Source organism: Fimbriimonas ginsengisoli Gsoil 348, assembly GCF_000724625.1.
Classification (GTDB): domain Bacteria; phylum Armatimonadota; class Fimbriimonadia; order Fimbriimonadales; family Fimbriimonadaceae; genus Fimbriimonas; species Fimbriimonas ginsengisoli.
In genome coordinates this window covers 3,363,019-3,387,675 of the sequence record NZ_CP007139.1, presented here as the reverse complement: position 1 = coordinate 3,387,675, position 24,657 = coordinate 3,363,019, and the positions used below count along the sequence as shown (strand labels likewise).

20 protein-coding genes are annotated in these 24,657 nt (G+C 61.4%); 10 read left to right on the top strand and 10 right to left on the bottom strand.

The features are described 5' to 3' along the window. The first annotated feature begins 32 nt into the window (after window positions 1-32). Window positions 33-1,163 (top strand): hypothetical protein, encoded by a 1,131-nt coding sequence (locus OP10G_RS15290; RefSeq protein WP_025229564.1) that lies wholly within the window; start codon window positions 33-35, stop codon window positions 1,161-1,163. Beyond that, window positions 1,163-2,323, top strand: coding sequence for a chromate efflux transporter (gene chrA, locus OP10G_RS15285; protein WP_025229565.1), 1,161 nt, complete (start codon window positions 1,163-1,165; stop codon window positions 2,321-2,323). Before OP10G_RS15290 ends, chrA begins: the two co-directional genes overlap by 1 nt. Before the next feature lie 59 nt (window positions 2,324-2,382). On the opposite strand, the gene OP10G_RS15280 is transcribed toward chrA, so the two are convergent. Then, window positions 2,383-2,700: a hypothetical protein gene (locus tag OP10G_RS15280; RefSeq protein ID WP_025229566.1), complete on the bottom strand. Its 318-nt coding sequence runs from the start codon at window positions 2,698-2,700 to the stop codon at window positions 2,383-2,385. A 273-nt stretch (window positions 2,701-2,973) separates the two neighbouring features. Between OP10G_RS15280 and OP10G_RS25885 the strand changes: the two genes are divergently transcribed. The 4 genes from OP10G_RS25885 (at window position 2,974) to OP10G_RS15260 (ending at window position 10,923) form a co-directional block, all read left to right on the top strand. Further along, a complete protein-coding gene (locus OP10G_RS25885) occupies window positions 2,974-6,453 on the top strand; it encodes a response regulator (RefSeq protein ID WP_227624942.1) in 3,480 nt (1,159 codons plus the stop codon). Window positions 6,454-6,462: 9 nt separating this feature from the next. Then, window positions 6,463-7,521 carry a DmpA family aminopeptidase gene (locus tag OP10G_RS15270; protein WP_084179356.1) on the top strand — a complete coding sequence of 353 codons (1,059 nt, stop codon included), beginning with the start codon at window positions 6,463-6,465 and terminating at the stop codon, window positions 7,519-7,521. A gap of 297 nt (window positions 7,522-7,818) precedes the next feature. Further along, the gene (locus OP10G_RS15265) at window positions 7,819-8,163 is read left to right on the top strand and encodes a hypothetical protein (RefSeq protein WP_025229567.1); all 345 of its coding nucleotides are present in this window, start codon (window positions 7,819-7,821) and stop codon (window positions 8,161-8,163) included. Next, entirely contained in the window at window positions 8,164-10,923 is a 2,760-nt protein-coding gene (locus OP10G_RS15260; RefSeq protein ID WP_025229568.1) for a hypothetical protein, read from the top strand. A gap of 149 nt (window positions 10,924-11,072) precedes the next feature. Here OP10G_RS15260 and OP10G_RS15255 read toward each other — a convergent pair whose 3' ends face one another. The 5 genes from OP10G_RS15255 to OP10G_RS15235 form a co-directional block, all read right to left on the bottom strand. Further along, window positions 11,073-12,455, bottom strand: a complete 1,383-nt coding sequence (locus tag OP10G_RS15255; RefSeq protein WP_025229569.1) for a hypothetical protein — start codon at window positions 12,453-12,455, stop codon at window positions 11,073-11,075. A 164-nt stretch (window positions 12,456-12,619) separates the two neighbouring features. After that, window positions 12,620-15,067 carry a TonB-dependent receptor gene (locus OP10G_RS15250; protein ID WP_025229570.1) on the bottom strand — a complete coding sequence of 816 codons (2,448 nt, stop codon included), beginning with the start codon at window positions 15,065-15,067 and terminating at the stop codon, window positions 12,620-12,622. Next, window positions 15,067-15,888 (bottom strand): TonB family protein, encoded by an 822-nt coding sequence (locus tag OP10G_RS15245; protein ID WP_025229571.1) that lies wholly within the window; start codon window positions 15,886-15,888, stop codon window positions 15,067-15,069. The genes OP10G_RS15250 and OP10G_RS15245 overlap by 1 nt, the downstream gene beginning before the upstream one ends. A gap of 6 nt (window positions 15,889-15,894) precedes the next feature. Then, window positions 15,895-16,308 carry an ExbD/TolR family protein gene (locus OP10G_RS15240; RefSeq protein ID WP_025229572.1) on the bottom strand — a complete coding sequence of 138 codons (414 nt, stop codon included), beginning with the start codon at window positions 16,306-16,308 and terminating at the stop codon, window positions 15,895-15,897. Window positions 16,309-16,312: 4 nt separating this feature from the next. Next, window positions 16,313-16,930, bottom strand: a complete 618-nt coding sequence (locus OP10G_RS15235; protein ID WP_025229573.1) for a MotA/TolQ/ExbB proton channel family protein — start codon at window positions 16,928-16,930, stop codon at window positions 16,313-16,315. A gap of 109 nt (window positions 16,931-17,039) precedes the next feature. On the opposite strand from OP10G_RS15235, the gene OP10G_RS15230 reads away from it, so the two are divergent. From OP10G_RS15230 to OP10G_RS15220, 3 genes are read left to right on the top strand one after another with little or no spacing between them, the layout of a single operon-like run. Beyond that, window positions 17,040-17,438 (top strand): ankyrin repeat domain-containing protein, encoded by a 399-nt coding sequence (locus OP10G_RS15230; RefSeq protein WP_025229574.1) that lies wholly within the window; start codon window positions 17,040-17,042, stop codon window positions 17,436-17,438. A 15-nt stretch (window positions 17,439-17,453) separates the two neighbouring features. Further along, window positions 17,454-17,732, top strand: coding sequence for a metal-sensitive transcriptional regulator (locus OP10G_RS15225; RefSeq protein ID WP_025229575.1), 279 nt, complete (start codon window positions 17,454-17,456; stop codon window positions 17,730-17,732). Window positions 17,733-17,740: 8 nt separating this feature from the next. Continuing rightward, window positions 17,741-19,084 carry a rhamnulokinase gene (locus tag OP10G_RS15220; protein ID WP_025229576.1) on the top strand — a complete coding sequence of 448 codons (1,344 nt, stop codon included), beginning with the start codon at window positions 17,741-17,743 and terminating at the stop codon, window positions 19,082-19,084. 269 nt (window positions 19,085-19,353) lie between these two features. Here the strand turns inward: OP10G_RS15220 and OP10G_RS15215 are convergent, their stop codons facing one another. The 4 genes from OP10G_RS15215 to OP10G_RS15200 form a co-directional block, all read right to left on the bottom strand. Then, window positions 19,354-20,211, bottom strand: coding sequence for a hypothetical protein (locus tag OP10G_RS15215; protein ID WP_025229577.1), 858 nt, complete (start codon window positions 20,209-20,211; stop codon window positions 19,354-19,356). Window positions 20,212-20,305: 94 nt separating this feature from the next. After that, window positions 20,306-21,115 (bottom strand): hypothetical protein, encoded by an 810-nt coding sequence (locus OP10G_RS15210; protein WP_025229578.1) that lies wholly within the window; start codon window positions 21,113-21,115, stop codon window positions 20,306-20,308. Between the two features lie 61 nt (window positions 21,116-21,176). Continuing rightward, on the bottom strand, window positions 21,177-21,590 hold the full coding sequence (gene cdd / locus OP10G_RS15205; protein WP_025229579.1) for a cytidine deaminase: 414 nt from the start codon (window positions 21,588-21,590) through the stop codon (window positions 21,177-21,179). Next, window positions 21,587-23,923: an endonuclease MutS2 gene (locus OP10G_RS15200; protein WP_025229580.1), complete on the bottom strand. Its 2,337-nt coding sequence runs from the start codon at window positions 23,921-23,923 to the stop codon at window positions 21,587-21,589. Before OP10G_RS15200 ends, cdd begins: the two co-directional genes overlap by 4 nt. Window positions 23,924-24,006: 83 nt before the next feature. On the opposite strand from OP10G_RS15200, the gene OP10G_RS15195 reads away from it, so the two are divergent. After that, window positions 24,007-24,657: a hypothetical protein gene (locus OP10G_RS15195; RefSeq protein WP_025229581.1), complete on the top strand. Its 651-nt coding sequence runs from the start codon at window positions 24,007-24,009 to the stop codon at window positions 24,655-24,657.

The window sequence follows — 24,657 nt, the reverse complement described above, 5'->3', positions numbered from 1 at the left end:
GCTTCTCAGATCACAATGAGACAGGTTAGATCATGATTTCGATTCTTATCGGGCTTGCGTTTCATCGCGCGACCGTCCAGTTTGTCGGCGACGGAAATCACCTCAAGGGAATTTACGTTAACGGCGCGTGCATTCTTGGCGACGACATCCGGACTGGCGGCGGGTACCTGATCGGGTCTGCGGACGGCTCGGATGCTCAAGGTCGAAGCGTCAATTCGATCGGCGGCTCTGGGGGAAGGATGCTTTCGGATAACCCGCGGCTGGTCACTCCTCCTCGATACCGGATGGACTGGCAGTTGAAAGGACCGAACCGGGTGGCGTTCGCGGTGTCTGTCGGGCCGGTAGATCAGGACTTCGCCACAATCTCGTTCCCGTTCGACTTCGGCTTGAAGTCGATGGAGAGCTTCTCCTTCGACGGCTCGGAATTCAAGCTTTTCTGTAGCGAAAACGACGGGGTGGTAAAGAAGAACGAGAGCAGCTACGCCGCGATCCGCCCGAAATGCGAGATCCGGGATATCAAACAGAACTTGATCGGCAAAGTCGCGGGCGCCTCGACGGAAGCGCCGACCCTTAACGCACGAGTAGACGGCCCTTATGCCACCGTCGATTTCAAGGTGACGAGTTCGAAGCATTACGAAAAGCTTGTCTTTATGAACCACCCGGGAACCCACAACATCGAGTTCTCCTTTGGAAGGATGAAGAAAGGGGAGTCGGCTGCCCTTAGCGGTGAGCTCGTGGTGACCCCAAAGGCCGGTCCCGACAGTTGGACCTTCGAAGCGATTCCCGAATTCAACCATCAGGTGGGGCGAGCGGAGGCAGACGGCTGGAGCGTCCGGGTCGGAGACGAGCGAGAACGGTACATGTGTTTTGGGCCTTACGCCACGGAGATTGGCTCCGGGCCGCGAACCGCGATTTTTCGCCTGATGCTCGATAACGTCTCGTTCGACAACGCGCAGATCCTAACGATCGATGTCGCCGATGCGGTTAGCCAACGGGTGCTGGCCACGCGAGATCTATCCCGAGGGGATTTCGCCCGGCCCATGGAATACCAGGCGTTCGCACTTCCGTTCCTGGCGCCTCCAGGTGGTCGGCTCGAATTCCGGACTCTCTGGCACGGCGCGTCCTATGCGCGTGAAAAGGACCTAACCGTTCGAAAGGGGTAATGGAGGGCAAGGCCTTGGGCGAGGTGGCGGCGACGTTTCTTCGCCTGGGTACCACCGCCTTCGGCGGTCCAGCCGCGCATCTGGCGCTGATGGAGGCGGAGTTCGTTCGCCGACGCGAGTGGCTTACTCACGAGGAGTTCGTCGATATGATCGGGGCGGCCAACCTCGTTCCCGGGCCGAACTCTACGGAGGTCGCGATCCACATCGGTTTGCGGCGCGCCGGTTGGGTAGGCATGGTCTTAGCGGGGGTTTGCTTTATCCTGCCCGCGGCGCTCATCGTTTCCGTCATTGCCGCCGGATATGCGCGGTATGGGTCGCTTCCGAACTTCCAGGCGGCGCTCTATGGGATCAAGCCGGTGGTGGTCGCCGTAGTGGCGCAGGCCATCGCCCTTCTGGTAGCGAAGGTGATCGACACTTGGCCCAAGCGGCTGGCCCTGGGAGCAAGTCTCGCACTTGCGGCCGTGGGGGTCGCGGAGTTGGCAATCCTCTTTGGCGCCGGGATCGGCCTGGGCGGACTCGCAGTTCGAAAGACCCGCGACTGGCGCTCCGCCTGGCCGCTGCTCCAGCTTCTCGCTTGTGTGACGGCGGTGGCTCTAATCCCGCTAGCTTGGGAGGGGTTGCGACACGGCCCGCCGAGTCCCCGACCAGCGGTGATCTTTCTTTACTTTCTGAAGGTGGGGTCGATTCTGTACGGGAGTGGGTATGTGCTGCTCGCGTTTTTAGAACGAGACCTTGTCACTCAGTGGCACTGGCTTGGCAAAGGACAGCTTCTCGACGCGGTAGCGGTCGGGCAATTCACCCCAGGCCCGGTTTTTACGACCGCAACGTTCATCGGTTACGTATTGGCAGGTCCCACCGGAGCCGCCGCCGCGACGGCGGGGATCTTTCTTCCGTCGTTCCTGTTCGTGGCGATCAGCGGGAAGCTTCTGCCGGCTTTGCGTAAGTCGCCGGTCTCGGCCGGATTTCTGGATGGAGTGAATGCGGCGGCGCTTGCGCTCATGGCGGCCGTCTTGATTCGCCTGGGCCTCGACGCCATTCACGACCTTCCCACGGCGGCTATCGCTCTGTTATCGCTGATCGCTCTTTTAAGGTTCCGGGTGAATTCGGCCGGGCTCATTCTGGCGGGAGCCGTTTTGGGGTTGATCGTCCGCCACCAGTAGCGTCGGCTCCCAGCCGATGAACTCAAGACCAGGATGGTCATGGCGTAGACGCGCCAGTGCTACCACTCGACGTGATGGTGGTGGCGATGGTGGCGCGGGGGATAGATGTAGGTTATGCCGCCGTATGGCCATCGGTAGGTGGGCGGGTAAGCGTAGGGCCACACCGGGTAGTCGCGAAGCCGGTAGATATTCACGCCGCCGTAGTGGTAACCGCCCGGCGGTATCCGGAAGATGCGCACAGAGGTACCGGGCCGATTGTAGTAGTCGTAGTAGCCGTCGTCTCGGTACCGGTCTCGATGCTGAGCGTTCGCCGTGGGTGCGAGAACCGCTATAGCGGCGATCACGGCCAACGCGAAGGCTCCTCTAGTGGTTTTCATTTTCTTCTCCTACGGTATTTAGACGAGGGAGATAAATAGGGGTTCGTACACGAAGTAACCGCCGAGGCATAGGCGCTTCGAGTGGGGAACGCCGACGCTACGAGAGGATCAACGGCTATGGTTCTCACCGTACAGATGTAGCGGAGTTCGCGATAGAACCTAGAGGCACCATTAAGGTTTCGTTTCCTTGAACCCACAATAGGCTAGTAGGAGAAATCATCGGCGATTTCTTGGCCCGGTGGGGCCTCGATGAGCCGGCCGAGTCATCGCCTTATGGGAACGAGCGCGCTAGGAGCCAAAGAAGACGTGTCAGGCGACGCCCGTCTGGCGTTGTTGCGACGTATCGGCGCCGTCCTAAGCCAAATCCAGGAACCGGAAGAGGTAAGCGCCGCCGTACTTGCCGTACTTCCCCAAGAGCATCCGATCTCGATCACGATTGACCGCGGCGATCCTCCCGAGGGATCGATTCCGATTCTGTTCGGCGATATACGGCTCGGATTTATCACCCCAGGGGACCCGTACGACCACGAGTTTCTTTCCGCCCTGGCGGATCGAATCGGAAGCGTAATCGAGCGGTGCCGCCTCGGCCGCGAGCACCGGATTGCGCTAAAGAAACAACGCCGCCTCGTCGAGCTCACCACGGCGATTAACGCCAGCATGGATATTTCCGAGGTCCTCCGGATTGTCCGAGACACCGTGGTCGACGTTTGCGGTTTCGATCGCGCCGGGGTTTTTCTGTTCGATGAAGCCACCCGCACCATGCGTGGCGCGTGGGGCACGGATCGGGATGGGAACCTAGAAGACATACGCCACCAGATTCATCCGATGACCGAGGAGGACCTTAAGAGTTGGGGGATGGGGGTTTCCGACGGCCAAGATTACATTCTTGTGCAGGAATATGCCTCGGAATACACTCCGATTGACGAGGAGGCAATGACCGGCGTCCACGCCCACGGCATCGTGCAGATCCGGGCGAACAATGAAACGGTCGGCTTCGTCGGGGTGGACAATCTAATCACCCAGCGACCGATCACCCATGAGGATATGCGCGGCCTGCTTCCATTTGCCGGACAGGCGGCGGCGGCGATTAAGAAGGCACGGTTGCTGGACGAACGCGAAGTCATCGTCAATCAGCAGCGCCGCCTGATGCAGATGGCGGTGGCGATCGGCACGAACGTCGAACTAGACTCGATTTTTCGCCTCGTTCGCGATGCGGCGGTCGAGAGCGGCGTGGTGGACCGGGCGAGCGTCTGGATCGTGGACGGAGATTTCGTCACCGGAACCTGGGGCACCTCCAATAGCGGCGAGGTACTGGACGAGCACGAAAAGAGCTTTCCGCTGGGCGACAAGTTGGAGACCATGTCGGTGGTTCCTGGAGAGACCTGGTTCCAGATCGGCGTGCGACCGGCGATCCCCTTGGCAAACGGCGAGGTCCGCGAGAACGTCCCTCACGCCGAGATCGCGCTTCGAGCCGGCGATCGGCTCGTGGGATTCCTTATGGTCGACTCGCTCTTTACGATGCGAAAGATCACCGCGGAGAGCATCGAGCCGCTAGTTGCCTTCGCCAATCAGGCAGCGGTAGCTATCGAGAAGGCGGCGCTGGTACAGGCGCAGGAAACCATGATGCGGCGTCAGCGGCGGTTGATGCAGATGGCGACCGCGATAAGCGGGCAGCAAAACCTGGACGTGGTATTTCGTCTTGTCTGCGACGCGATGCTGGAGACCGGTTGGATCGACCGAGTGGGCGTTTGGGTGATCGACGGCGACAAGTTATGTGGCACGTGGGGTACCGACGCCGAAGGCAACATCGTCGACGAACGTCACCTCTCATACTCGCTTCGCGACTGTTCGGACACCGTACAAGAGGTTATTCGCGACGGAAAGCCGTTCGTCATCGACGTGCTGTCCGACCTGAGCGTCGTCGGCAAGCCCGGCACGAGCGGAGTCCCCCGGGCGATCATGGCGTTTAGGGCGGGCGGAGAGCTCCAGGGAATCATCTCCGTCGATACGTTACGTACGGGTCGACCGATCACCGCCGCCGACGCGGAGCTGCTGCTGCCGTTCGCCGACCAGGCGGCGGTCGCGATCTTGAACGCTAAATTAAATAAGGCGGCCCACGACGAGCTCGAACGGCGTCGGCTGGCCGAGGCGGAACTTCGGGAGCAAGCCGAAGAGCTGATCCTGGCCCGGGACCAGGCGCTGGCGGCGACCCGCGCGAAGAGCGAATTCCTCGCCAACATGAGCCACGAAATACGGACGCCCATGAACGGCGTCATCGGCATGACTTCCCTCTTGCTGGAAACGCCGATGACCCGGGAGCAGCTCGACTACACTCGAACCGTCCAGAACAGCGCCGAAGCACTCCTCACCGTCATCGACGACATCCTCGACTTCTCCAAAATCGAGGCCGGAAAGATGGTCATCGACCGAGCGGATTTCAACTTCCGGACATGCATCGAGGAGATCTGCGAGATGATGGCATCCCGCGTTGGCGACAAAGAAGTCGAGCTGAACTGCTTCGTCCCGCCCGGCTTCCCCGACCTCCTGATCGGTGACGGGGGGCGCATTCGGCAGATGCTCACCAATCTCGCCGGCAACGCAGTCAAGTTCACCCAGCGCGGCGAGGTCACCGTAGAGGCGAGCGTTCTCGAGGAAACCGGCACCCGGGTTCACGTGCGGATCGAGGTGCGCGACACCGGAATCGGTATCCCTGCCCATCGCCAAGCGGCAATTTTTGAGAGCTTTACGCAAGCCGACAACAGCACCACGCGCCGATATGGCGGCACCGGCCTGGGGCTCACCGTCACCAAACAACTCGCGCTTCTGATGAATGGGACGCTCGGGATGAGCAGCGTCGAAGGGGAAGGTAGCACTTTCTGGATCGAGCTTCCACTGACCAAGCAGGCGACGGGGGCCACCCCGCCGGTTCTTTCGGCGGAAAATCTCACCGATCTATCCGTTTTGGTCGTCGACGATAACGCAACCAATCGGCGCATCCTAAAAGAGCAGCTCCGATCTTGGGGGTGTATCGCGACGGAGGCCACCGGCGGTCGCGAAGCGCTTGAGCTTCTCAGGTCCGGCGATGGGTCGCCCCAATTTGGGCTCGTACTTCTCGATTTTCAGATGCCTGAGATGGACGGCATCGCGACGGTGCGGGACATCCGCAAGATTGCCGCCTATGAAGATATTCCGGTGGTGCTGTTAACGTCGGTCTGCATTCGCCCCACGCTCGAAGCGCTCCGCTCATTCGGATTTTCCGCCGTCGTTTCCAAGCCGATCCGGCAGGCACACCTTCGCATGGCCCTCTTGGAAGTACTCGGCGCTTCGGGAGCTCAGTCGCCCGCCCCGTCGAACCCGGTAGCCGAAGAGATCGACCTTGGCCTCCACGTCCTGGTGGCGGAGGACAACGAAGTCAATTTGCTTGTCGCGGGGCGACGTCTTGAAATGTGGGGCTGCACTTTCGAAAGCGCGGAGAACGGGATCGAAGCGCTGGAGCTGATGGAGCGTCAGAGATTCGACATCGTTCTGATGGACGTTCAGATGCCGGGCATGGACGGGTTTGAAGCGACGGGGCGGGCTCGCCATCGCGAGTCGATCACCGGGGAGCACGTGCCGATCATCGCGATGACCGCCCATGCTATGCAGGGCGATCGTGAGCGGTGCATTACGGCCGGAATGGACGACTACCTGTCCAAGCCGCTAAATCCGACCGCGATGCTTCAGAAGCTTCGCCAATGGGGCAAGCGAAGCTAAGCTAGGCGAATGGATCTGACGAGAGCGAGAGAGCTCGGAATTCCGTTCGCCGGTACACCAGGTACGTGGAACTCGATTACGGACGTGGCGGGCGTGGAGGTCGGCCACTGCACCCTCGACCCCTTGGACGGAAGCGTGCGGACCGGCGTTACCGCCATCCTTCCCCGTGGTCTGGGGAGCACCGCCCCTACGTTTGCCGGTTCGTACGCCTTGAACGGAAACGGCGAAATGACGGGTACGGCTTGGATCGAGGAGGCAGGATTTTTGGATAGCCCGATCTTGCTGACCAACACCCACAGCGTCGGCGTGGTGCGCGATGCCGTGATCGCCTGGCAAGTGAAGCGCGACAAGGGCCCCTCTCTGAATCGTCAGGGAGATAGCTTTTGGTCGCTTCCCGTCGTCGCGGAGACATACGATGGTTTTCTCAACGACATCAACGGGTTTCATGTGCGGCCCGAGAACGTCTTTGCCGCGCTCGACGGAGCATGCTCCGGGCCGGTGCCCGAGGGGAACGTCGGAGGCGGAACTGGGATGGTCTGTTTCCAATTTAAGGGCGGCATCGGGACATCGTCTCGCCGGGTCGGCGATTACACGGTTGGTGTCTTGGTCCAGGCCAACATGGGTGCGCGGCGGCAGATGACCATTGCCGGAGTTCCATTGGGACTCGCTCTTACCGAGGACATGCCGGCCCTAGGGCCTCATGGCGACGTTGGGTCGATTATCGTGGTCATCGCCACGGACGCCCCCCTTCTTCCACACCAGCTCAAGCGAATCGCGCGGCGCGGGCCGATGGGATTGGCTCGGACCGGCAGTACCGCCAACAACAGCTCGGGAGATCTGTTTATTGCCTTCTCAGTGGCACCGGCGGGCTCCGGCTGCGAGGAGGTCCTCGACGTCCAGATGTTGGCGAACGACGCGATGAGTCCTCTGTTCGAGGCCACCGTACAAGCGGTTGAGGAGGCTATCGTCAACGCGTTGGTCGCAGCGGAGACGATGACCGGGCTCCGCGGCAACACCGTCAGCGCCCTGGCGCATGGCAGCTTGCAGGCGCTATTTGCGAGAGACTAGCGAGGCGTTGATAGCCTGTTGACCGCAGCCCGTTCTCAGGCGATAAGAGTGGAGTAGCGCTCATCTAACATGTCCTTATGGTCATTCGCAAATTGGGTTGACATTTGCTTTGCCCGTAGCCCGGGGATTTATTCCCGGTTCAAGGTTCCTCCGGGGATAAATCCCCGGGCTACGAGTGGATAAAGATCGTCGGCATATTACGTCAATGACCATTAGGACATGAAGGTTCGGGTCCTTTTCCAGGCGATGACAATGGCTCAACCATCGTCCCCTGCAAGAAGATGTAAAATCGTCCAAATGACGCCGGACTGTATCCCGTATACCATCGTCCTGAGCAGCCGGGAAGCTCTCGATGCCCTGCGCCAAACCAGCCCAGAGATCTTCGAGAGCGAGCATTACGTCACCGAGCGAAGGAATCTCGACGGCGCGGTGGGTGACATCCTCGTCCAGGGCTTCGTCCCCGCCGTCGGCGCCGTGTCCAGTCTCTTCGCCATCGGCAGCGCCATCGCATCCATCCGCCTCGCCAACCGGCAACTCAAAGCCCACGCCCTCAAAGTGCGCAACGCCGAAGTCAAGGACCTCCAAGGGTCGGACCTGCGCGAGCGCCTCGAAATCCTCTGCCGGAACGACGCCGAAAAGTAAATGTCGGCCTTCCGCGAGTACGCGATTCTCAATGCGATCCGCCACGAAGCAGGGCCGCTTAGCGTGGTCCAGCGCGTCGATCTGCCCCCGGGACACCCGCTGACCTATATCGCCGAAAGCGCCAAAGATCTCCTCGGTACCTCGCCCGAGATCTACCTCGTCTCCAACTGTCGCCCCGTCCACTTTGTCCTCAGCGGCTTCGGCAACCCCATCGTCTGCATCAGCGAACGCTTCATCGACCACACCGCCGTCTTCGCCGGCTTCTTCGCCGACGAGCGGTACCACACTGGTGCGCTTATCGGAGTTCTGGATTCCTGCGTCCACAACGTGTGCTCCCGCCTCATGGCCGAGCTCACGCTCGATAAGGATCCCGCGCGCGCGATCTCGATGCAGCTCGACTCGCACCAGTACGCGCGCCTGCACCTCCCCTTCGACCATGCGGGCCTCGAAGCGCTCGATAGCGACAACGCAATCTGGACCTTCTGCATTTGGGGTTTCGCCTTCGCCCACGAGCTTTGCCACGTCTCGCCGGAAAAATTCGAACTCGGGACCCCGCAAGAGCTTGCGCGCGATGTCGAGACCGCCTGGCACGCCAAAGATCAAGACATCGAAGAGGCCCGCAGCGAACATCCGTCCGGCAGGCGCACGGGCGGGCTTTCCGAGGTTTTGCCCCTGGAGGTGGCCAAGCAAGACGTTTTCGAAGGAAACACCTTGCTCTTCCATGGGCGGCTAAACGAAGAGATCTTTGCCGATGTCGCCGCCTGCATCATCCTCCACAACAGCATCATAGCCGCCTCGAAAGACGGCTTCGAGCAGCTTGAACTCCGCCGCTTCACCTTCTACACCGGCAGTATCGTCATCGCCAACCACTACCTGGCGCACATGAACGATCTCTGCCTCGCCAGCACCGCCGTCCCCAGCGAAGCTCTCTACGAAGGGGTGCGGCGTAAGATCGCAGACACTGTGCGGCAAATCTACGTTGCCCGACGCCTTATCGAAATGCTTGAGCGCGTCACCGGGCCCGAAGAAGCCTTCCAAACCGTCAAAGGATTGTTCGACGAAATCAGCAACCGGGTCCGAAAGGTTGACCCCGCTGTGTCGGCCTCCACGCGCGACGCTCCTTATTGCGAACCGATCGGTAGCCGCCTCAGGTCCGGAGGGGAGAAAAGCCTCTCTCGAAAGCTATCCCTAGAGTGGGACGGTTTTCTTCGGCGAGCTCAAAGCCAGGTCGGCCCGCTGCCCTCCCTTGCCGATGTCGAGAAAATGCACGGCTTCGGCTTTTTCCATCGGGAAGACGTGCAAGGTTCGTGGGATGAAATTGAACAAATCCTGTCGAGCATCGATCCGGCCGTCGAAAATCCGGCCTGGATCCTCCGCTTCCTCGATATCTGGAGCCAAGCCTTTCCCCATGTTCGAGAGGACCTTCGCGACGAACTCCTCGAAAAAGCCGAGAACCCCGTCTGGGAGTTCACTACCCTCCAACTCGCAGCGTGGAACCGAATTCCCACCGACGAATCGCTCATCGTCCTCGCCCTCGGTGAAAGGTTCGACACTCCCTGGGCTGGCCCCCGAGACCTCCTCGCCGGTCTCCTTCTCGCGCGATCCGACCTCGCCGATGCAGCCCTTCGAAAACTGCGACAAGCCAAAGCCGCCCTCCAAAAAGGAACCGTCGATTGGGCTCGCGCGCACCTGGAGGAGGGAATCATCATAGCCGAGCAAGCCGAAACCAGGGAGGAAAAACTAGAAGCTCTCCGCCTCCTGGAAACCGCCCGCACCGAAGGTCTCGAATACGGCTCCCGCCAATATGCCTCCTGCCGAATCGCCGAAGGCCGCATCTACCTTGCCCTCGCCGACCTGCGCGACGAGCCGGAGACCTCGCTTCGCACCGCCCAACGGATCTTCAACGAAGTCCGCTACGAAGCGCTCCAAATGAACTCCCAGTTCACCGTCGTCAGTCTATTGCAAGAAGCCAACGCGCTGATGGCGCTCGCCGAATTCGATGGCGTTCAGGCGGCCCTCGATGCGCGACGACTCTACACCCTTGCCGAACAATCGCTCCCGGAAGACGATACGCCCGCCCGCGAGGAATGTAAACGACTCCAGAGTCTCGCCCTCGACCTGTCGAACCTGGTCCTGCACGAGCAAAGGAAGACGAAAGAGGAATTCGGCCAAGACCCGCTTCTCCACATTGCCGCCGAAATCGACCTCGAACGCTCCTGGAACCTCGACCTCATCGAAGGCCGCCTCGCCGCCCTTGACGATTTCCGCCCCGCCAACCTGCTCAACGAGGTCCAATTCGGTGCGCTTTCCCCGGAGCGCCTCGCCGCTACCACCTACCTCCTTTTGCACATCGACGCCCTCGATCCACAGCTCCAAGGCGTGCTCACCATCGTCGCCTTCGAGCAGTTCATGGGCCGCGCCCTGCGCCAATGCTCCGGTCGCCCCCTCGCCCGCGTCCTGGTGCAATGCGCCCGAAACTTCGTCACCGCGCCCGAAGAGGTTCGCCTCCGTTTCGCCGATGGCGGCCTGGTCTCCTGGCATCGAATCGCTTTCAACGTAACCCCCAACCCGATCCCCGACGAACAAGGCCGCCTCCAAGCCGCCGCCCGATTCTACGCCGTAGCCCGCCAAGTCCTCGGTTCTGCCCTGGACAAAGACTGGACCGCCCCCCTTCAAGAAGAATCAAAGGTCCTCGCCCGTCTCGGCTACCCTAACGAATCCAACTCTCTCGCTGCCCTCGCCAAACACCTAGAAGCTTAGTCGTACGTTGCTACTATTAACCCAGGTGCGGCCCATCGTCTAGCCATCCTGACCATGTACGAAGCCCTCCTCGGTACCGCCAAGGCGCTCCTTATCACATGCGGAGTCGGAATGGGCGCCCCCGCCCCCGGCCAACTCGCCACCCAGGATCATTCGAAGGTTGGCACGAGAGCGTTGTCCGTTCCGGCGCGCGAAGTGCTTTCCTTACCAAGGGCGTCGCGAACGTAGTCCGGCCACCAATCGACTTGAGGAGTCGATTTGATCTTCGCCTCCAGGGTGGGGCTCGCTCGTCCCGCAATCTCCCGCCCCTTCTCGAGAAGCTCCTTCACATCCCCGACGTCTGGTTTCAGCCACCTGCGCCCGATCTGCGCATGGAGCACCTCGTCGGCCCAGTCGTAATCCTGGAAATAGGTGGCCAGCGGGTCGGCGGCGGATTGGGCGATTTTCCACTCCAACCGTTTGCCGGTCTTGCCGTCCATGAGGTTCTGCTCGATGAAGTAGAGGATGATGTGCCGCTCAAGCGGGGAGCGGTCGAGGTTGAGGTGCATCGACCAGCCGACATGGTTCGGGTATTTGCTCCAATCCACTTTGTAGCGAGCGAACCAGACCTCGCCCATCATGGAATGGCGCGCCTCGTCCCAGAGTTGGCGGCCCATGTCTCGGTAGTACTCCCAAGGTTTCCCTTGGGTCTGCAGAACGATGCTCGCCATCATCTCGGGTACATCCATCTCGTGGAATCGCTTGTACATTAGCGCCAGCACCCGCTCGTCCCAATCAGCCTCCGAGTCGAGGTAAACGTCATTGGCTCGGTAGTGAAAGTTATAGATATCGCCCGACCGCCAGTCACGCTTCGGATCGACGTCGGGGACGAACGGCTTCACGGAACGCGGCTCCGGCAAGCTTAGGTCCGAAGGGATCTCGCCCTTGCCGTCGATACCTCCGGCGGCGGCGAGGTAGGCGCGCAGGTGGGCTTCCCATCGATCGGCGGACTTGCGCTCTTCATCACCGGATATCACCGCGGCGACGGCTTGAGTTCCCCATTCGATCATCTGCTCCTCTTCCGCGATAATGAGCTTGAGTAGGCGAGCGGTCGGAAAATCGAAGATCGGGTTAATCGCTGCGAGGTGAGTTCGGTAGGCGTCGAGCAGCGTCGGACGAATGACGCGGAAAATGCCTACCAATCGTTCCAACGTATTTTCCGCTCGCAGGGCTTCTTCCAGGAAGAGCTCTAACTTTGAGTCGGGAGACTTGTCTAAATAAAGCGGCGGACGGCGTAGTTCGGCGACGCGTTGGCGAAGAAGCTGGCTATGTTCGCCATCGAGGTAGAGGTGAAGGCTAAGCGCCCCCTTCACCTCCCATTCCGGAGTGGGATTCATGAACGCGGCGCTCATTTGGTACAGCCTTGACTCTATAAAGTTATACCTTCGCATCAAATCGACGTTCTCATCGACTCCCAGCCCCGCAACCATCGCCTGCTCATAAGTCGCAAGGCCGGCGAGCGGGGGGATGCCGTTTGAAGGGGTGGCGCTCATTACATCTTCTATGATAGCGGCGATTCGGGCGGGGCGTGGGGAGGAGCGGAAGGCGGGAGGCGTTGGGCGTTGGGCGTTGGGAAAGGGTACAGCAGCAAGCTCGCAACGCCTAACGCCTCACGCCTCTGGATTCATCGGCAGGGTGCCGATGCTAGAGGCGGGGGTTAAAATTTTCCAAATACCGACAGCAAGATCCGCCGGCCCTGCTGGAATCGAGTGCCGCTGAAGGCGGATTGGAAGTTGATTACCTTCCGCGAGTCGAACGCGTTTTGGACGTCGAGCGCGAGGCCGCCCTGACCGCGGAATAGGCGCTCGCCGGTGGTCATGTGGAGGTCCAATTGGTCGCGGGGCGTTCGCTCTTCGCTCGGCGGGACGATGCTACTGGCGAGGCCGCTGCCGTATTGGTAAGTCAGAGCGGCGCTGGCGCCCGACTTCCAGGTGTAGGCGATCCCGACACCGACGGTGTGGCGCTGGTCGTGGTCATTGAACTCGTCGGTATCCGCGCCCGTGTTGTCCTTTCCGTTGGGCTTCGCAGCGCTCCGGGAATAGTTCAGGTAAGCGTCCCAGCCATTGTGCGAGCTGAGGTCGTAGCTGATTTCCAGTCCATGCACGCCGCCGTGTTCCAGGCTGACCGCACTATAAAGGCCGATTTGGCTGCCGGGGATGAGGAGGCCGACATCGACTTGGTCTTTGATCTGCTTGTAGTAGTACGCCACCGTCAGACTCTGCCCGGGGGCAAGCTTGTGGGACAGCGCGACGTCGTACTGGTCGACGATCTCGGGCGGGACGGCAGCGCCGAGAATCGCCCCTTGCGCCAGCGGAGGGGTGTTAAACAGCTTGTTATACGACCACCGAAGATCGGTGCGCTTGTTGAGCTGATACTGGAAATTCAGTCGCGGCGACAGCGTGAAGGCCGACACATCCGGTTGGCCTAGATCTTGATTTTGGTTGTACCAATCGCCTCGCAGACCGTAGTTGGCGGTCAACCGCCCACGGATCCACGTGTCCTGAAGATACGCGGCCTTGTAGGTTCCGGTACGGCTCACTTTCAAGGTAGGGGATGGGCCAGTGGCGGTGTAGACCGGGTTCCCGTTGATATCGAGATCCGCGGAGGCAGAGCCGGGTGGCGCAAGGCCAGGCGCGATCGCCGCAATGGCGTCGAGCGCCAACTGCGAGGCCGGCTCGATCTTGTACGATTCGGTACCGGTTTGCGAGTCCAGCAGGAAGCCGGCTTTTAGCCGATGCGACCCGCGCCGGGCGTTGTACGCGCCGCTGAGCTGGACGTGATGGATGGTGCGCGATGCGGTGGGGTTGAACTCGATGCTGTTGTCGACCGGCAGGTTCATCAGATCGACCGCCGGATTCCGGTTATCGACCTCTTGTCCGCCGTGGAGGAGAGTCAAGCCGAGTTGGGCATTGTCGTTCGCGCTGACGTGCCGCTGAAAGTTGAGAATCGCGAACTCGTTGATTTCGGATTGGTTGATATCCTGTCCCGCGGCTTGCTGGCTCGGCAACGGGATTGTTTGGGCGCCCAAAAGGCCGGCATTCTGCGGCGTCACGTCCGGGCGGGTGCCGTCCGCATTGCGCAGGCCGAAGAGTCCGTATCCCTGCCCCGCCTGAGCGAAAGAGGCGGGAAGGCCGGTTCGGTTCGCGATTTGCAGGTCGGCCGGGTTATTGCTGACGGTGATGGTGTAGGCGTCTCGCGAGTTTGGTGAGATTCTCAATTTGGCGAACGCGCTTCGCGACGTACCGCGATTGTGAGCGGTCTGATTGTCCGGTTGGGGCGGCTCTTCCGCGCTATCGGTCCCCGTAGATCCGAGGTTGATCACGTAATTGGCGCGCTTCCCCAGGGGGCCGACGGCGGTGAGATCGGAGTTGAACGTGTTATACGAACCGCCTTGAAGCGTTACGTCGGTTCGCGCCGCCCGCACATTCGGCAGGGTCGTGACGTTGAGGACGGCGGCGGTCTGGCCGCCGAACTCGGGGGCGAAGCCGCCGGTGATGATTTCCAGCGTTTCGATCGTGCTCGGCACCACCACGGCTCCTTGCCGCCCGGAGAGGGTGTCCGGCAGCGGAACGCCGTCGATGACGTAGCTGACCGAGGTGTGCTCGCCGCGTACGTGCTGTTGGCCAGCCGAGTCTTCGGCCACGCCGGCCTGCCCCTTGGTGAGCTGCCGGGTATCGGCCTGCGTGGTATTTACGAATTTTTGGATGTCCTCCTTGTTACGGGTGGTCGACGACGTACTAACCGGGGCCTTGTTCGGAGCGATCCGCGTCGCCGTTACGCGGATGACGATCTCCTTCGTCGGGACCTGATCCTGCTGTCGGAGCGTTACCGTTGCGCCGAGAGGGATGGTGATGGTCGTCGCTTCCAGATCGGCGGAGGCAGGCTGCACCTCGCCTGAGAGGGGGTTGAGAACCGGTGTCTCGCCGGGGTGGAAGAGGCTGGTCGCGAGCAGCGACTGGCGCGCGCTCGTCGCGACGGTTACGAAGCCGGCGACGGGTTTCCTGGTTAGCGGATCGACCACCACAAAACGAACGTGCGCCAGACCGGCCGCTTGGACGATGGGAGCGGCGAGGGTCGCCAAAGAGATCAAAACAGAACGCTTCATCAATCGACCTTGAAAATGATTCGGAAACGGACATGCTGCGGCACGGGCGAGGCGTCCAGGGTAGCGGGACGGAACTTGTACTTTTTCGCCGTATCGAGACCGATGTCGTCGAGCTGTTTGATACCCGTGCCCGTGGCGATATGGACGTTCGCGGGCTTGCCATCGATGTCCACGTCGGCCTCGACGATGAGGGTCTTCTCGAACGGCTCCGTCCGGAGCTCGTCAGGGATGGTGGGCTCGGGAGCGTAGGTCGGTTCGGCTTGGATCAGGCGCTTGGCCTTGGGTGGCTCCGGTTTGGGTTCGGTTACCGGTTGCTTGACCGGTTCCTTCGGCGGTTCCGGCTTGGGTTCGACTGGCGGTTGAGGTTTCGGGGTCTCCGGCGGCTTTACGGGAGGGGTGACGGTCTCGTTGCCCGGCGGCTTTGGTTTGGGTTCGACGGGAAGCTGACCCGCCTTTCCGGTGCCGTTCGCGTCGACGGCAGGACCTTGATCGCCGCCGCCCGCATTGCCGGCGGCCACCACTTTCGGTTGGGGCACATTCGACTTCGCGGCTCCGGGCGTCTTCCGCGTGGCGCCCGGGGCTTTCTTACCGGCGTTCTTGGCGGTCTTAGCCGGCTTTTTCTCTTCCTTCTTCGCCGCCTTCTTCGGCTCTTCGATGGGAGGGACGGTGACCATCACCACCCGCGACGTGCCGAACTGTTGGCGGATCTTTTCGAATGCGCCGTAGTGCGCCAGGATCGGCAGCGCGATCGCGTGCGCGACTAGCGACACCACGAGGATTCGGGTGAGCAGCGGGTTCTTTCTTCGGCGTCTACGAGCCATGTTCGTTTACCGTCGATTGGTGGCGAAGGCGAAATTGGTGACGCCGGCCTTGCGTCCTTCATCCATCACGGCCACCACCGTGCCGTAGGGGACGTGCTCGTCCGAGTTGAGGGTTACCAGGGTCTTGCTTCCGACACCGAGGGCCGTCAATCCCGCGCCGAGCTTATCGATGGTGATCTTGGAGGTGTTGAGATAGATCGATCCGTCCGGCTGCAAGGTGATCGTGACCGTCATCGCGCGCTGGTCTTTGCCGGTGCTTGCCTTCGGCAGGCTCACGGGCAGGCCGTTTTGCACGGCCATCGCCAGGCTGGCGACCATGAAGAAGAACAGGAGGAACATCATCACGTCGATCATCGGGATGACGATGATCTCTGGCTCCTCAATCTGCCTTCGGCGACCAATCTTGACGCGGCTTCGCATGATCCTATTCCACGCGGCCGGTGATGTAGTTGACGAGCTCGGCTCCGAAGTACTCGACGTCCTCGATCGTCTTCCGCACATAGTTGGCGAAGTAGTTGTGGGCGATAAAGCCGACGACGGCAAGGGTGATGCCGGTGGCGGTCGAGATGAGCGCTTCGGAGATACCGCCGAGAATCTGGGTCGGGTTGCTAAGTCCCGCCTGGCTGGCCGCGCGGAAGCTCGTGATCATTCCGGCGATGGTGCCGAGCAGACCGAGCAGTGGAGCGACATTGACGATCGTCTTGATAATCGCAAGGTTCGCTTCCAGGTTCGGCGTTTCGTTGGCCGCCTCGTGCTCCATGGCCATCTCGATGGCGTCGGCCGACCGACTGGCGTTGCGCAAGCCGCGAGCGAAGATGCGGCCGATAGCGCCGCTCCGGTTGGAGAGCTCGATCGCCTTAGCGGAGTCTCCGCCCGGTGTGTAAAGCCCTTTGATGTCGTCGAGGAGCTCTTCAGCATCCACCGTGGCCTTGCGGAGGGTGACTGCGCGCTCGATGATCAACGCGATCATGAGTATCGAGCAGAGAATGAGCGGGTACATCATCACCCCGCCCTTTTGAAGGAAATCTAAGACGCCGTTCATAGGTCCGACCGGCGACCAATATACCATACGGGGGTAGCGGAGCAATAGTCTTCCTTGAAGATCCGGAGAAACGCGAAGAAAGGCCGTCCAAACTTGATAGAGTGGATCCGTGAGTGAAAAAGCATTTTTCAACGCCGTCAAGAAAGGGGACCTTGCCGAGGTGCAGGCGTTGCTGGCTGGCGACCCGGCACTGGTGCACGCTCGGGAGAACGACCAAGCGACCCCTCTCCACTTTGCTGCTTGGAAGGGACACCCGGAAATCGCCGAGGTCCTTATCGCCGCCGGAGCGGACCTGCAGGCCCACAGCACGAACGGGCACTGGGGGACCACGCCTCTCCACGCCGCGGCCCACGGAAACCAAAAGGCCGTGGCCGAGGTGCTGATCAAGCACGGGGCAGACATCAATGCGAAACGGGCCGTGGGGGAAGGGACACCACTCGCGGAAACTCGGGCTCACAACGCGACCGCGGTCGCCAAGTTGTTGAGAGCCCACGGAGCCACCGAGTAGCCCCATAATGTAGGCATGAAGGAAACCGTCCACCAGGACGCGAAGCGGCGGCTCGCGCGCATTTCGGGTCAGGTCAACGGCCTGCAAAAAATGGTCGACGACGAGCGGTACTGCGTGGACATCCTCACGCAGGTGGCCGCTCTTCGGGCCGCTCTTGACCAGTTCGGCCTGCTGATGCTCTCCACTCACCTGGAGGATTGCGTCTACGGCAACGTGGGCGGAGAGTGCACAACCATGGGCCCGGCGGAGCGACTCGAAGAAATCAAGGTTACGCTCAACCGGTTTCTGAAATAATCGTTCCCATGCCGCACGCTGTTGCCGTGGACCTCGGAGCTACTTCGGGGCGTTTTGCCCTTGGAAACTACCAGGAGGGGCGGATCAAGTTCGAGGTGGTCGAGCAGATCCCGCACGGCGCTACCGAGCGAAACGGCCGCTTAGAATGGGATCTGGATCTCCTTCTCTCCCTTTGCCGTCGTGCGGCCGATTACGGAGCCGCCAACGGCGCGCAAACGCTTGGTATCGACTCCTGGGGCGTAGACCACGGATTTCTCGATGCGGACGGGAATCTCCTGGGTGCACCGGTTTGCTACCGCGACCTTTCCCACCTTGACGCTTTCGAGGCGTTGCGGCCGCACCGGGAGCGGCTTTATGCGCTCACGGGCATCCAGCACCAGCCGTTTAACACAATCTGCCAGCTCTATGCCCGCCGAGCCGAGGACCCCATGTTCGTGTCTTCGGCGAAGGATTGGATGATCTTTCCCGACCTGCTCGGCTACCTCCTCTCGGGCGAGCGGAACCATGAGCTGACCCAGGCATCGACGACGCAGCTCTTGGGACTCGACGGGCAGTGGTCCGCAGAGGCGTTCGAAATCGCCGGTTGGCCAACGCCCGAGCGGGTCGCGCACCAGCCAGGGAGTCTCGGGGGACAGGTCGGAGGGTTGCGGATCGCCCATGTCGGAAGTCATGACACTGCCTCGGCAGTGGCTGGCTTCGGCGTGTTGGGAGCGGATCAGATCTTTCTGAATGTCGGCACGTGGTCGCTGGTCGGCTGCGTTATCCCGCAGCCGATCGCGACGCCGGAGGCGGAGCGCTTGAATTTCACCAACGAGCGCACGATCGACGGGCAGGTGCGGTTCCTGCGAAACGTGCCGGGGTTCTATGTCATCAATCGGATCCACGAGGAGCTGCGGGTCGGGAAGCCGGTACCGGAGTGGCTCGCGTCAGCGACTTTGCCGGAAGAGACAGTCGACCTGCTTCACCCGGATTTCTTCAATCCGGACTCGATGGTGGAAACCTGCGCGGCTTTGGCCGGACGCCGGCCGCGGTCGATCGAAGAATGGGCGGGATTTGCGCTGGGAAGCCTCACCGCGACCCTAGCAAAGCTTCCCGGCGACCTTGAGCGGCTCACCGGCCGTAAGTTCAATAGCATTCGGGTGGGAGGCGGCGGCTCGCAGAGCGTAGCGTTCTGCGGTGCGCTCGCCCAGGCCACCGGCCTTACGGTCCATGCGGGGCCGGCGGAGGCGACGGTTCTGGGAAACGTCGGCGTGCAATTTCTCGCCAGCGGCGTTTTCGGATCGCACGCCGAAATGTTCGCGGCGATCTCCCGGAGCGCCGACGTGTCGGTTTACGCGCCGAATCGGCGGTAGGAGCCTACGGGCCCGCTTTGCCCACCCTTGACCAGGGATTAGGATCATTCACAAACTGGGGCTACGTCTTGCCCGTAGCCCGGGGTTTATCACCAGAGGAGCCCTGTACCGGGGATAAATCCCCGGGCTACGGGAAGCGCGAACCATGTCGATATGGCGCTGGAGCAGCCGCTTTGGAGAGCAGCGATCCGCCGGACTCCCTCACCCCCAACCCCCTCTCCCTCGTTCGGCACAATGCATCCGAAGGAGGGAGAGGGGGCTCCGGAGAGTTAGCCGCCGCAGCCGGTGGGCGTGGGGCCGGCGTCGCCGGGGACTCGGGTCGTGAGAGTGATGTCGCTCAGTTGCTGAGTGCCGATCGAGAGAGCCGGAAGGGGAGCCTTACAGCCGGGATTGCTGTCTTCGAAGACCAGCCCCTCATAGGTGAACACTCGATAAACGCTGTCGGGAACCGAGTTGCCGACGACCGTGAACGAAACCGCTCCCTGCGGAACGCTGGCGCGGTAGGTGCCGTTGGTGGCGGTGTTTACCGTTCCGACAACCAAGCCATCGACATTGTAGAACTGGAGGATTACGTTGGCCGGTGCGTTACCGCCGTCCAACTTGACCGATCCCACGATGCGGGCTTGCCGCTCTTTAACCGCGTACTGCGTCTGATATTCCACGCCGTTGTACTGGGCACGCACCGTTTGCGAAACGTTGGTGGCTTGGTTACTAGCGTTGAACGTTCCGGTGTTCGAAGCGATGACGCCGAACGTGCCGGCGGTGTCGCTGGAGGTGAACGTTGCGGGGAGAACCACGCGCGAACCGTCGGACCGATAGGCCGCAAGTTGGAACACGAAGTTTTCGCCGGTTTGGAAGTTCAGCGGGTCTTGGAACCCAAACACCGTTTTGGCGCTAGGAATTAGGTCGTTAAACACCGCCTGGTTAGTCGGATCGAGCAACTGCTCGTCCGAAAACTGGTCTGGATGCATTAGGCTTGCACGCTCGACGCGAACGATCGCTTCGATACGTGGGGTGGACAGGCCTGCCAGCGGATCACCGCCGGACGACCGGTTGTCGCTCGATCCCCCGCATCCGATCAGGGCAAGGGCCAGAAAAGCGGCCGCGTACGACTGCACATGCTTCATCGCGCTCTATTATGCCAACGCGGGCATTCCTTGTGAAGATTAGTCATAAGAGATACGGTGCTCTTGGGGCGCCAAGAGCACAATTCCTTGAAAATTAGCCGCCTAAACAGCCGCTGGGGGGAGGAGGTGGGCCGCTGGCCCGGTCGATGAGGGTGATGTCGGAGAGTTGAACGGTCGAGCCCGAGGTGATCGCGGGCATGCTTGCCAAACAGCTCGTGCCTCCCTCGAGATAATCGAGAGCGCCTGAACTGCTGGGCGGAGTATACGAGAACTGCCGGTAATAGATCGGGTTGTTGCCCGGATCCGAAGCCTCGATGTCGATCGTGAAGCGGGTCGCGGTAGGAGCCAGGTTTGCGCGGAACGTTCCCTGGGCGCCCGTTAGCGCTTTTCCGACCAGCGCGTTCGAGCTGTTGTAGAACGAGATCGACACGCGCGGGATTCCCGTTCCGTTCACATTGCGAACGAGGCCGGTGACGAATGCCTGAGGCTGCTTGATGATGAGATTCGCGCTCAGAGTTCCGTTCGGGCCGCGTCCCGAAACGAGATAGCTTGTACCGCCGGTGGGGCCGACCGCGGTGAGGAGCCCGGTCGGAGTCACGGTGGCAACGCTCGCCGGAGCGGTCGTTGTCCAGTTGGAACCGTTCTGAATCACGTTCTGACCGCTGCTGTTGATGCCGATCACGCGGAGCTGAACTTGATCGCCGACCGCCAAATCGCTGAGATCGACGCCGAAGCCCGCTCCGTTATCCAGGCTCGTGATAATGCTCGTGTTGCTGAGTCCGGTATCGCCGCTCGTTGCCGTCGTGTTGCCGGTATTACTTGAACTTCCGCCGCCGCCACCGCAAGCGGAGCTAAATAACACCGCCACGGCCGCCAGCAAGACCCAAAGGAATGATCGTTTCATGCGCACTTATCCCCTTCACCTCAAGACGAGGCCAAATCATCGTACTCCCAATCTGGACTGTTTAACCGACGGGTTCCGTTCGCCGAACGTCCGCCGAAGCGAAGCCGAATGGAAGAAATTCTTTTAACGGACGAACCACCAAAGCCCCGTTTTCGCTCATGAGGACCACTTCCGCGCCGTCGGCAGCGAACTCCGACAGGACTTGGAGGCACATCCCGCAAGGGGGCGATCCGTCCCGGGTAACGACGGCGATACGAGAGATCTCACGCCCTCCGTCCCCGATCATCGCGACTACCGCCGACCGTTCGGCGCAAATCGTCGCGCCGAACGACACGTTTTCGACGTTGACGCCGGTCCAAATCCGGCCGTCGCGATCCTCGATCGCGGCTCCAACCGTGTAGCCGCTGTAAGGGGCATAGGCCCGTTGCCGGACCTCCGCCGCTTTCCGAACCAGATCCTCGGCGATAGGTTTCATTTGAATGTCGCGATGGTCACGCCCTGCCCACCCTCACTCGGCTCCCCGTCGCGGAACGCCGCGACTCCGGGATGGCTGCGCAAAAACTCCTGGGTCACCTTGCGAAGGATTCCCTCTCCCTTTCCGTGGACGATGCGGATGCTCGGGACGCCGGACATCATCGAATCGTCTACGAATCGCTCCAGTTCCCGAATCGCCTCTTCGGCCCGTTTTTGGATGAGCTGGATCTCGGTGGTCGCGTTGATCGTTTTCTGAAGCTGGATATTCGTGCGGGGCTTGACGGAGGTGGCCGTTTGCCGGTCCGCCAACGACAGGCTTTGCGCCGGTACGGTCATCTTGAGCGGCCCGAGTTGCACAAACACCCTTCCCTCCCTCGGCTCCTCCAGTACGGTGCCAATCTGCGAGTAGCCGTCGACCTTGACCAAGGAGCCCCTGACAAGCCCCTCCGGCACGGACGTAGCCCCCTTCCTCTTCGGAACGAATTCGCCCGCGAAGTCGCGCCCGACCGCGTCCAGATCCCGCAACGACTGGCGTACCCGTTGCTGGGTCTTCGGGTCGATTGGCGCCTGCTTCAGCTCCTCGAAGAGTCTGGACGCCTCCAGCCGAATTTCTCGTAGGGCGGCTTCGATCACCTCGTTGGCACGGGAATGCGCGGTCTGGCGGATCTCCTCTGCCTCGGCAAGCTTCTTGGCGGCCTTTTGCTCCGACCGCTTTAGCTGCTCCGACCGTTTGTCGGCCTCGCTCTGAGCGACCCGGGCTTGGCGTTGCGACTGTTCCAGCCGCTCCATCATCAGGGCCAGGTCCTGGGCTTGGTCTCCTAGCCCCTCACGGGCCTGTTCCACGACCTCGGCGGGAATTCCATACCGTTCGGCGATTCGGAGCGCGTGCGAGGCTCCTGGCGCGCCCATGATCAGCCGGTAGGTCGGGCGGAATGTTTTCGGATCGAACTCCATCGCCGCATTTTCGAACCCCTCCTCGTTATAGGCGAATGCCTTGAGCTCGCCGTAGTGGGTGCTGGCGAGGACGGTGGCCCCCTTGGCGGACATCGCTTGCAGGATCGCCTTGGCGAGGGCGGCGCCCTCTGCGGGATCGGTACCGGCGCCGACCTCGTCGAGCAGAACGAGCGAGCCGTCTTTAAGTCGCTTGAGCGCCTCCGCAATGTTCCGGATGTGCCCGCTGAACGTGGAAAGCGATTGCTGCAGCGACTGCTCGTCGCCGATGTCCGCCCAAGCCTGCGTGAACGGCGCGAGCCGAATGTCGAGCGCCGGGGGCATGAGGCCGGACTGGGCCATCAACACGAACAGCCCCACCGTCTTGATGGACACCGTCTTGCCACCGGTATTGGGGCCGGTGATGAGAACGCTCTTCCCCTTACCGACCGCGATATCGAGCGGTACCGCGGTGGCTTGGTCGAGCAACGGATGCTTTCCACCCTGAACTTTGAGGTAGGCGGTCCCCTGGGCCCGCTGGGGCATCGTGCCCTTCATCTCGAATCCGAGCCGCGCCTTGGCGAAGTGAAGATCGACGGTCGCGGCGGCCTCGATTCCACCGATCGTTTCCGATGCGATAGAGCCGACTTTTCCGCTGAGGGCGGTGAGCACCTTCTGGACTTCGATCCGCTCCGCTGCCTCGACCTCGCGGAGCGCGTTTCCGAGTTGAAGCACGTCTTCGGGCTCCAGGTAGATCGTCTGTCCGCTCGCGCTGGTGTCGTGGACGATGCCGCGGATCTTGCCCCGGTTTTCGGCTTTCAGCGGAATAACGTATCGGCCGTCGCGAACCGTGTAGATCGGATCGCTGAGAAGGTCGCGGGTGCGCCCGGAGATGTACGCCTGGATACGTTCGGTGATCCGGGCCGCCGCGGCTTTCTTCTTTTGGCGTAAGTTGGCGAGAGCGGTGCTGGCGTCGTCACGTACGGTCCCGTCGGGATCGAGGCTGGCGTAAAGCTGCTCCTCTACCTTTCGGTTCTCGGGCAGCGACGCGGAGAACGGCTGTAGGCGCGGCATATCTTCTCGCCGGGGCTCGAGGAACGCTCGGAGCTGCCGAATCGCGGACATCGCGTCGGCAATTTGGTACAGCTCTTGGCCGCCGAGAATGCCACCCTTCTTGGATCTCGTCAAGGCGTCGCGAAGGTCTCGCACCGCTCCCAGCGAGGGGACCGAGTGGCGTCCGAGAGCTTCATAAGCTTCGGCGGTGGTTTCAAGCAGTTCCCAAACATCCTGCTCGACAAAGCTCGGCTCGAGGTCCGCCGCCGACGCGGTCGCGAGCGTCGTCTCACAGTGGGCCTGGAGACGCGCGCGGATCGCATCGAATTCGAGCACCTTAAGCGCATGCATGTCTCCTATATGGTGACACCTTGGCAATCTTCTCTAATGTCCAGCGCCTAACGCTTCCTCAAGTTACGTCATCATAAGAAACGATGACGCTTCCGCTTCTTGCCTTCCTTTTGCTCGCTCCGCAGACGGTTGAGCTGACGCCGACGGACGATGTGTGGGTCTATCCGCATGCCAGCGACGGAGCGCATGACGCCAACCTCAGGGTGTGGGGTTACGAGGGGAAGGCGGCGCCCGCGGATGCCACCGAGGCCGAGGAGTTGTCGATGGCGTACCTGAAGTGGGACGTCGCTTCCGTACCGGCAGGCAAGAAGCTGACCAAGGCGAGGCTGGTGCTGACGAATATCGCCAATCCCGGCTACACGCTGGAGCAGGCAAAAGCGGCCCCCCTTCAGGCGCGACCCTTGGCTCCCGATTTCACGGAAAAGAGCTGGGAATTCGAGAGCCTGGGGAAGCTGTTACCCAAGCGTGAGAAGCTGGATGTCTTCGGCGTCGGCGCGCCGGAAAAGCTTGTGGCGGACAAGCCGGCGCCGATCGAGATCGACCTCATGAAGGGGCCGAACGACTTCGGCAAGTACCTCGCGGCCGCCCTAGGTTCGCCTTCGAAGCAGATGGCCCTCGCCCTCACGTCCACGATCGATATGGCGACCCTGGGCCGAACCGGAATCTATAAATTCTATAGCCGCGACGAGCGGGATGCGACGGTGAGGCCGCGGCTCGTCCTCACCTTCGAGTAG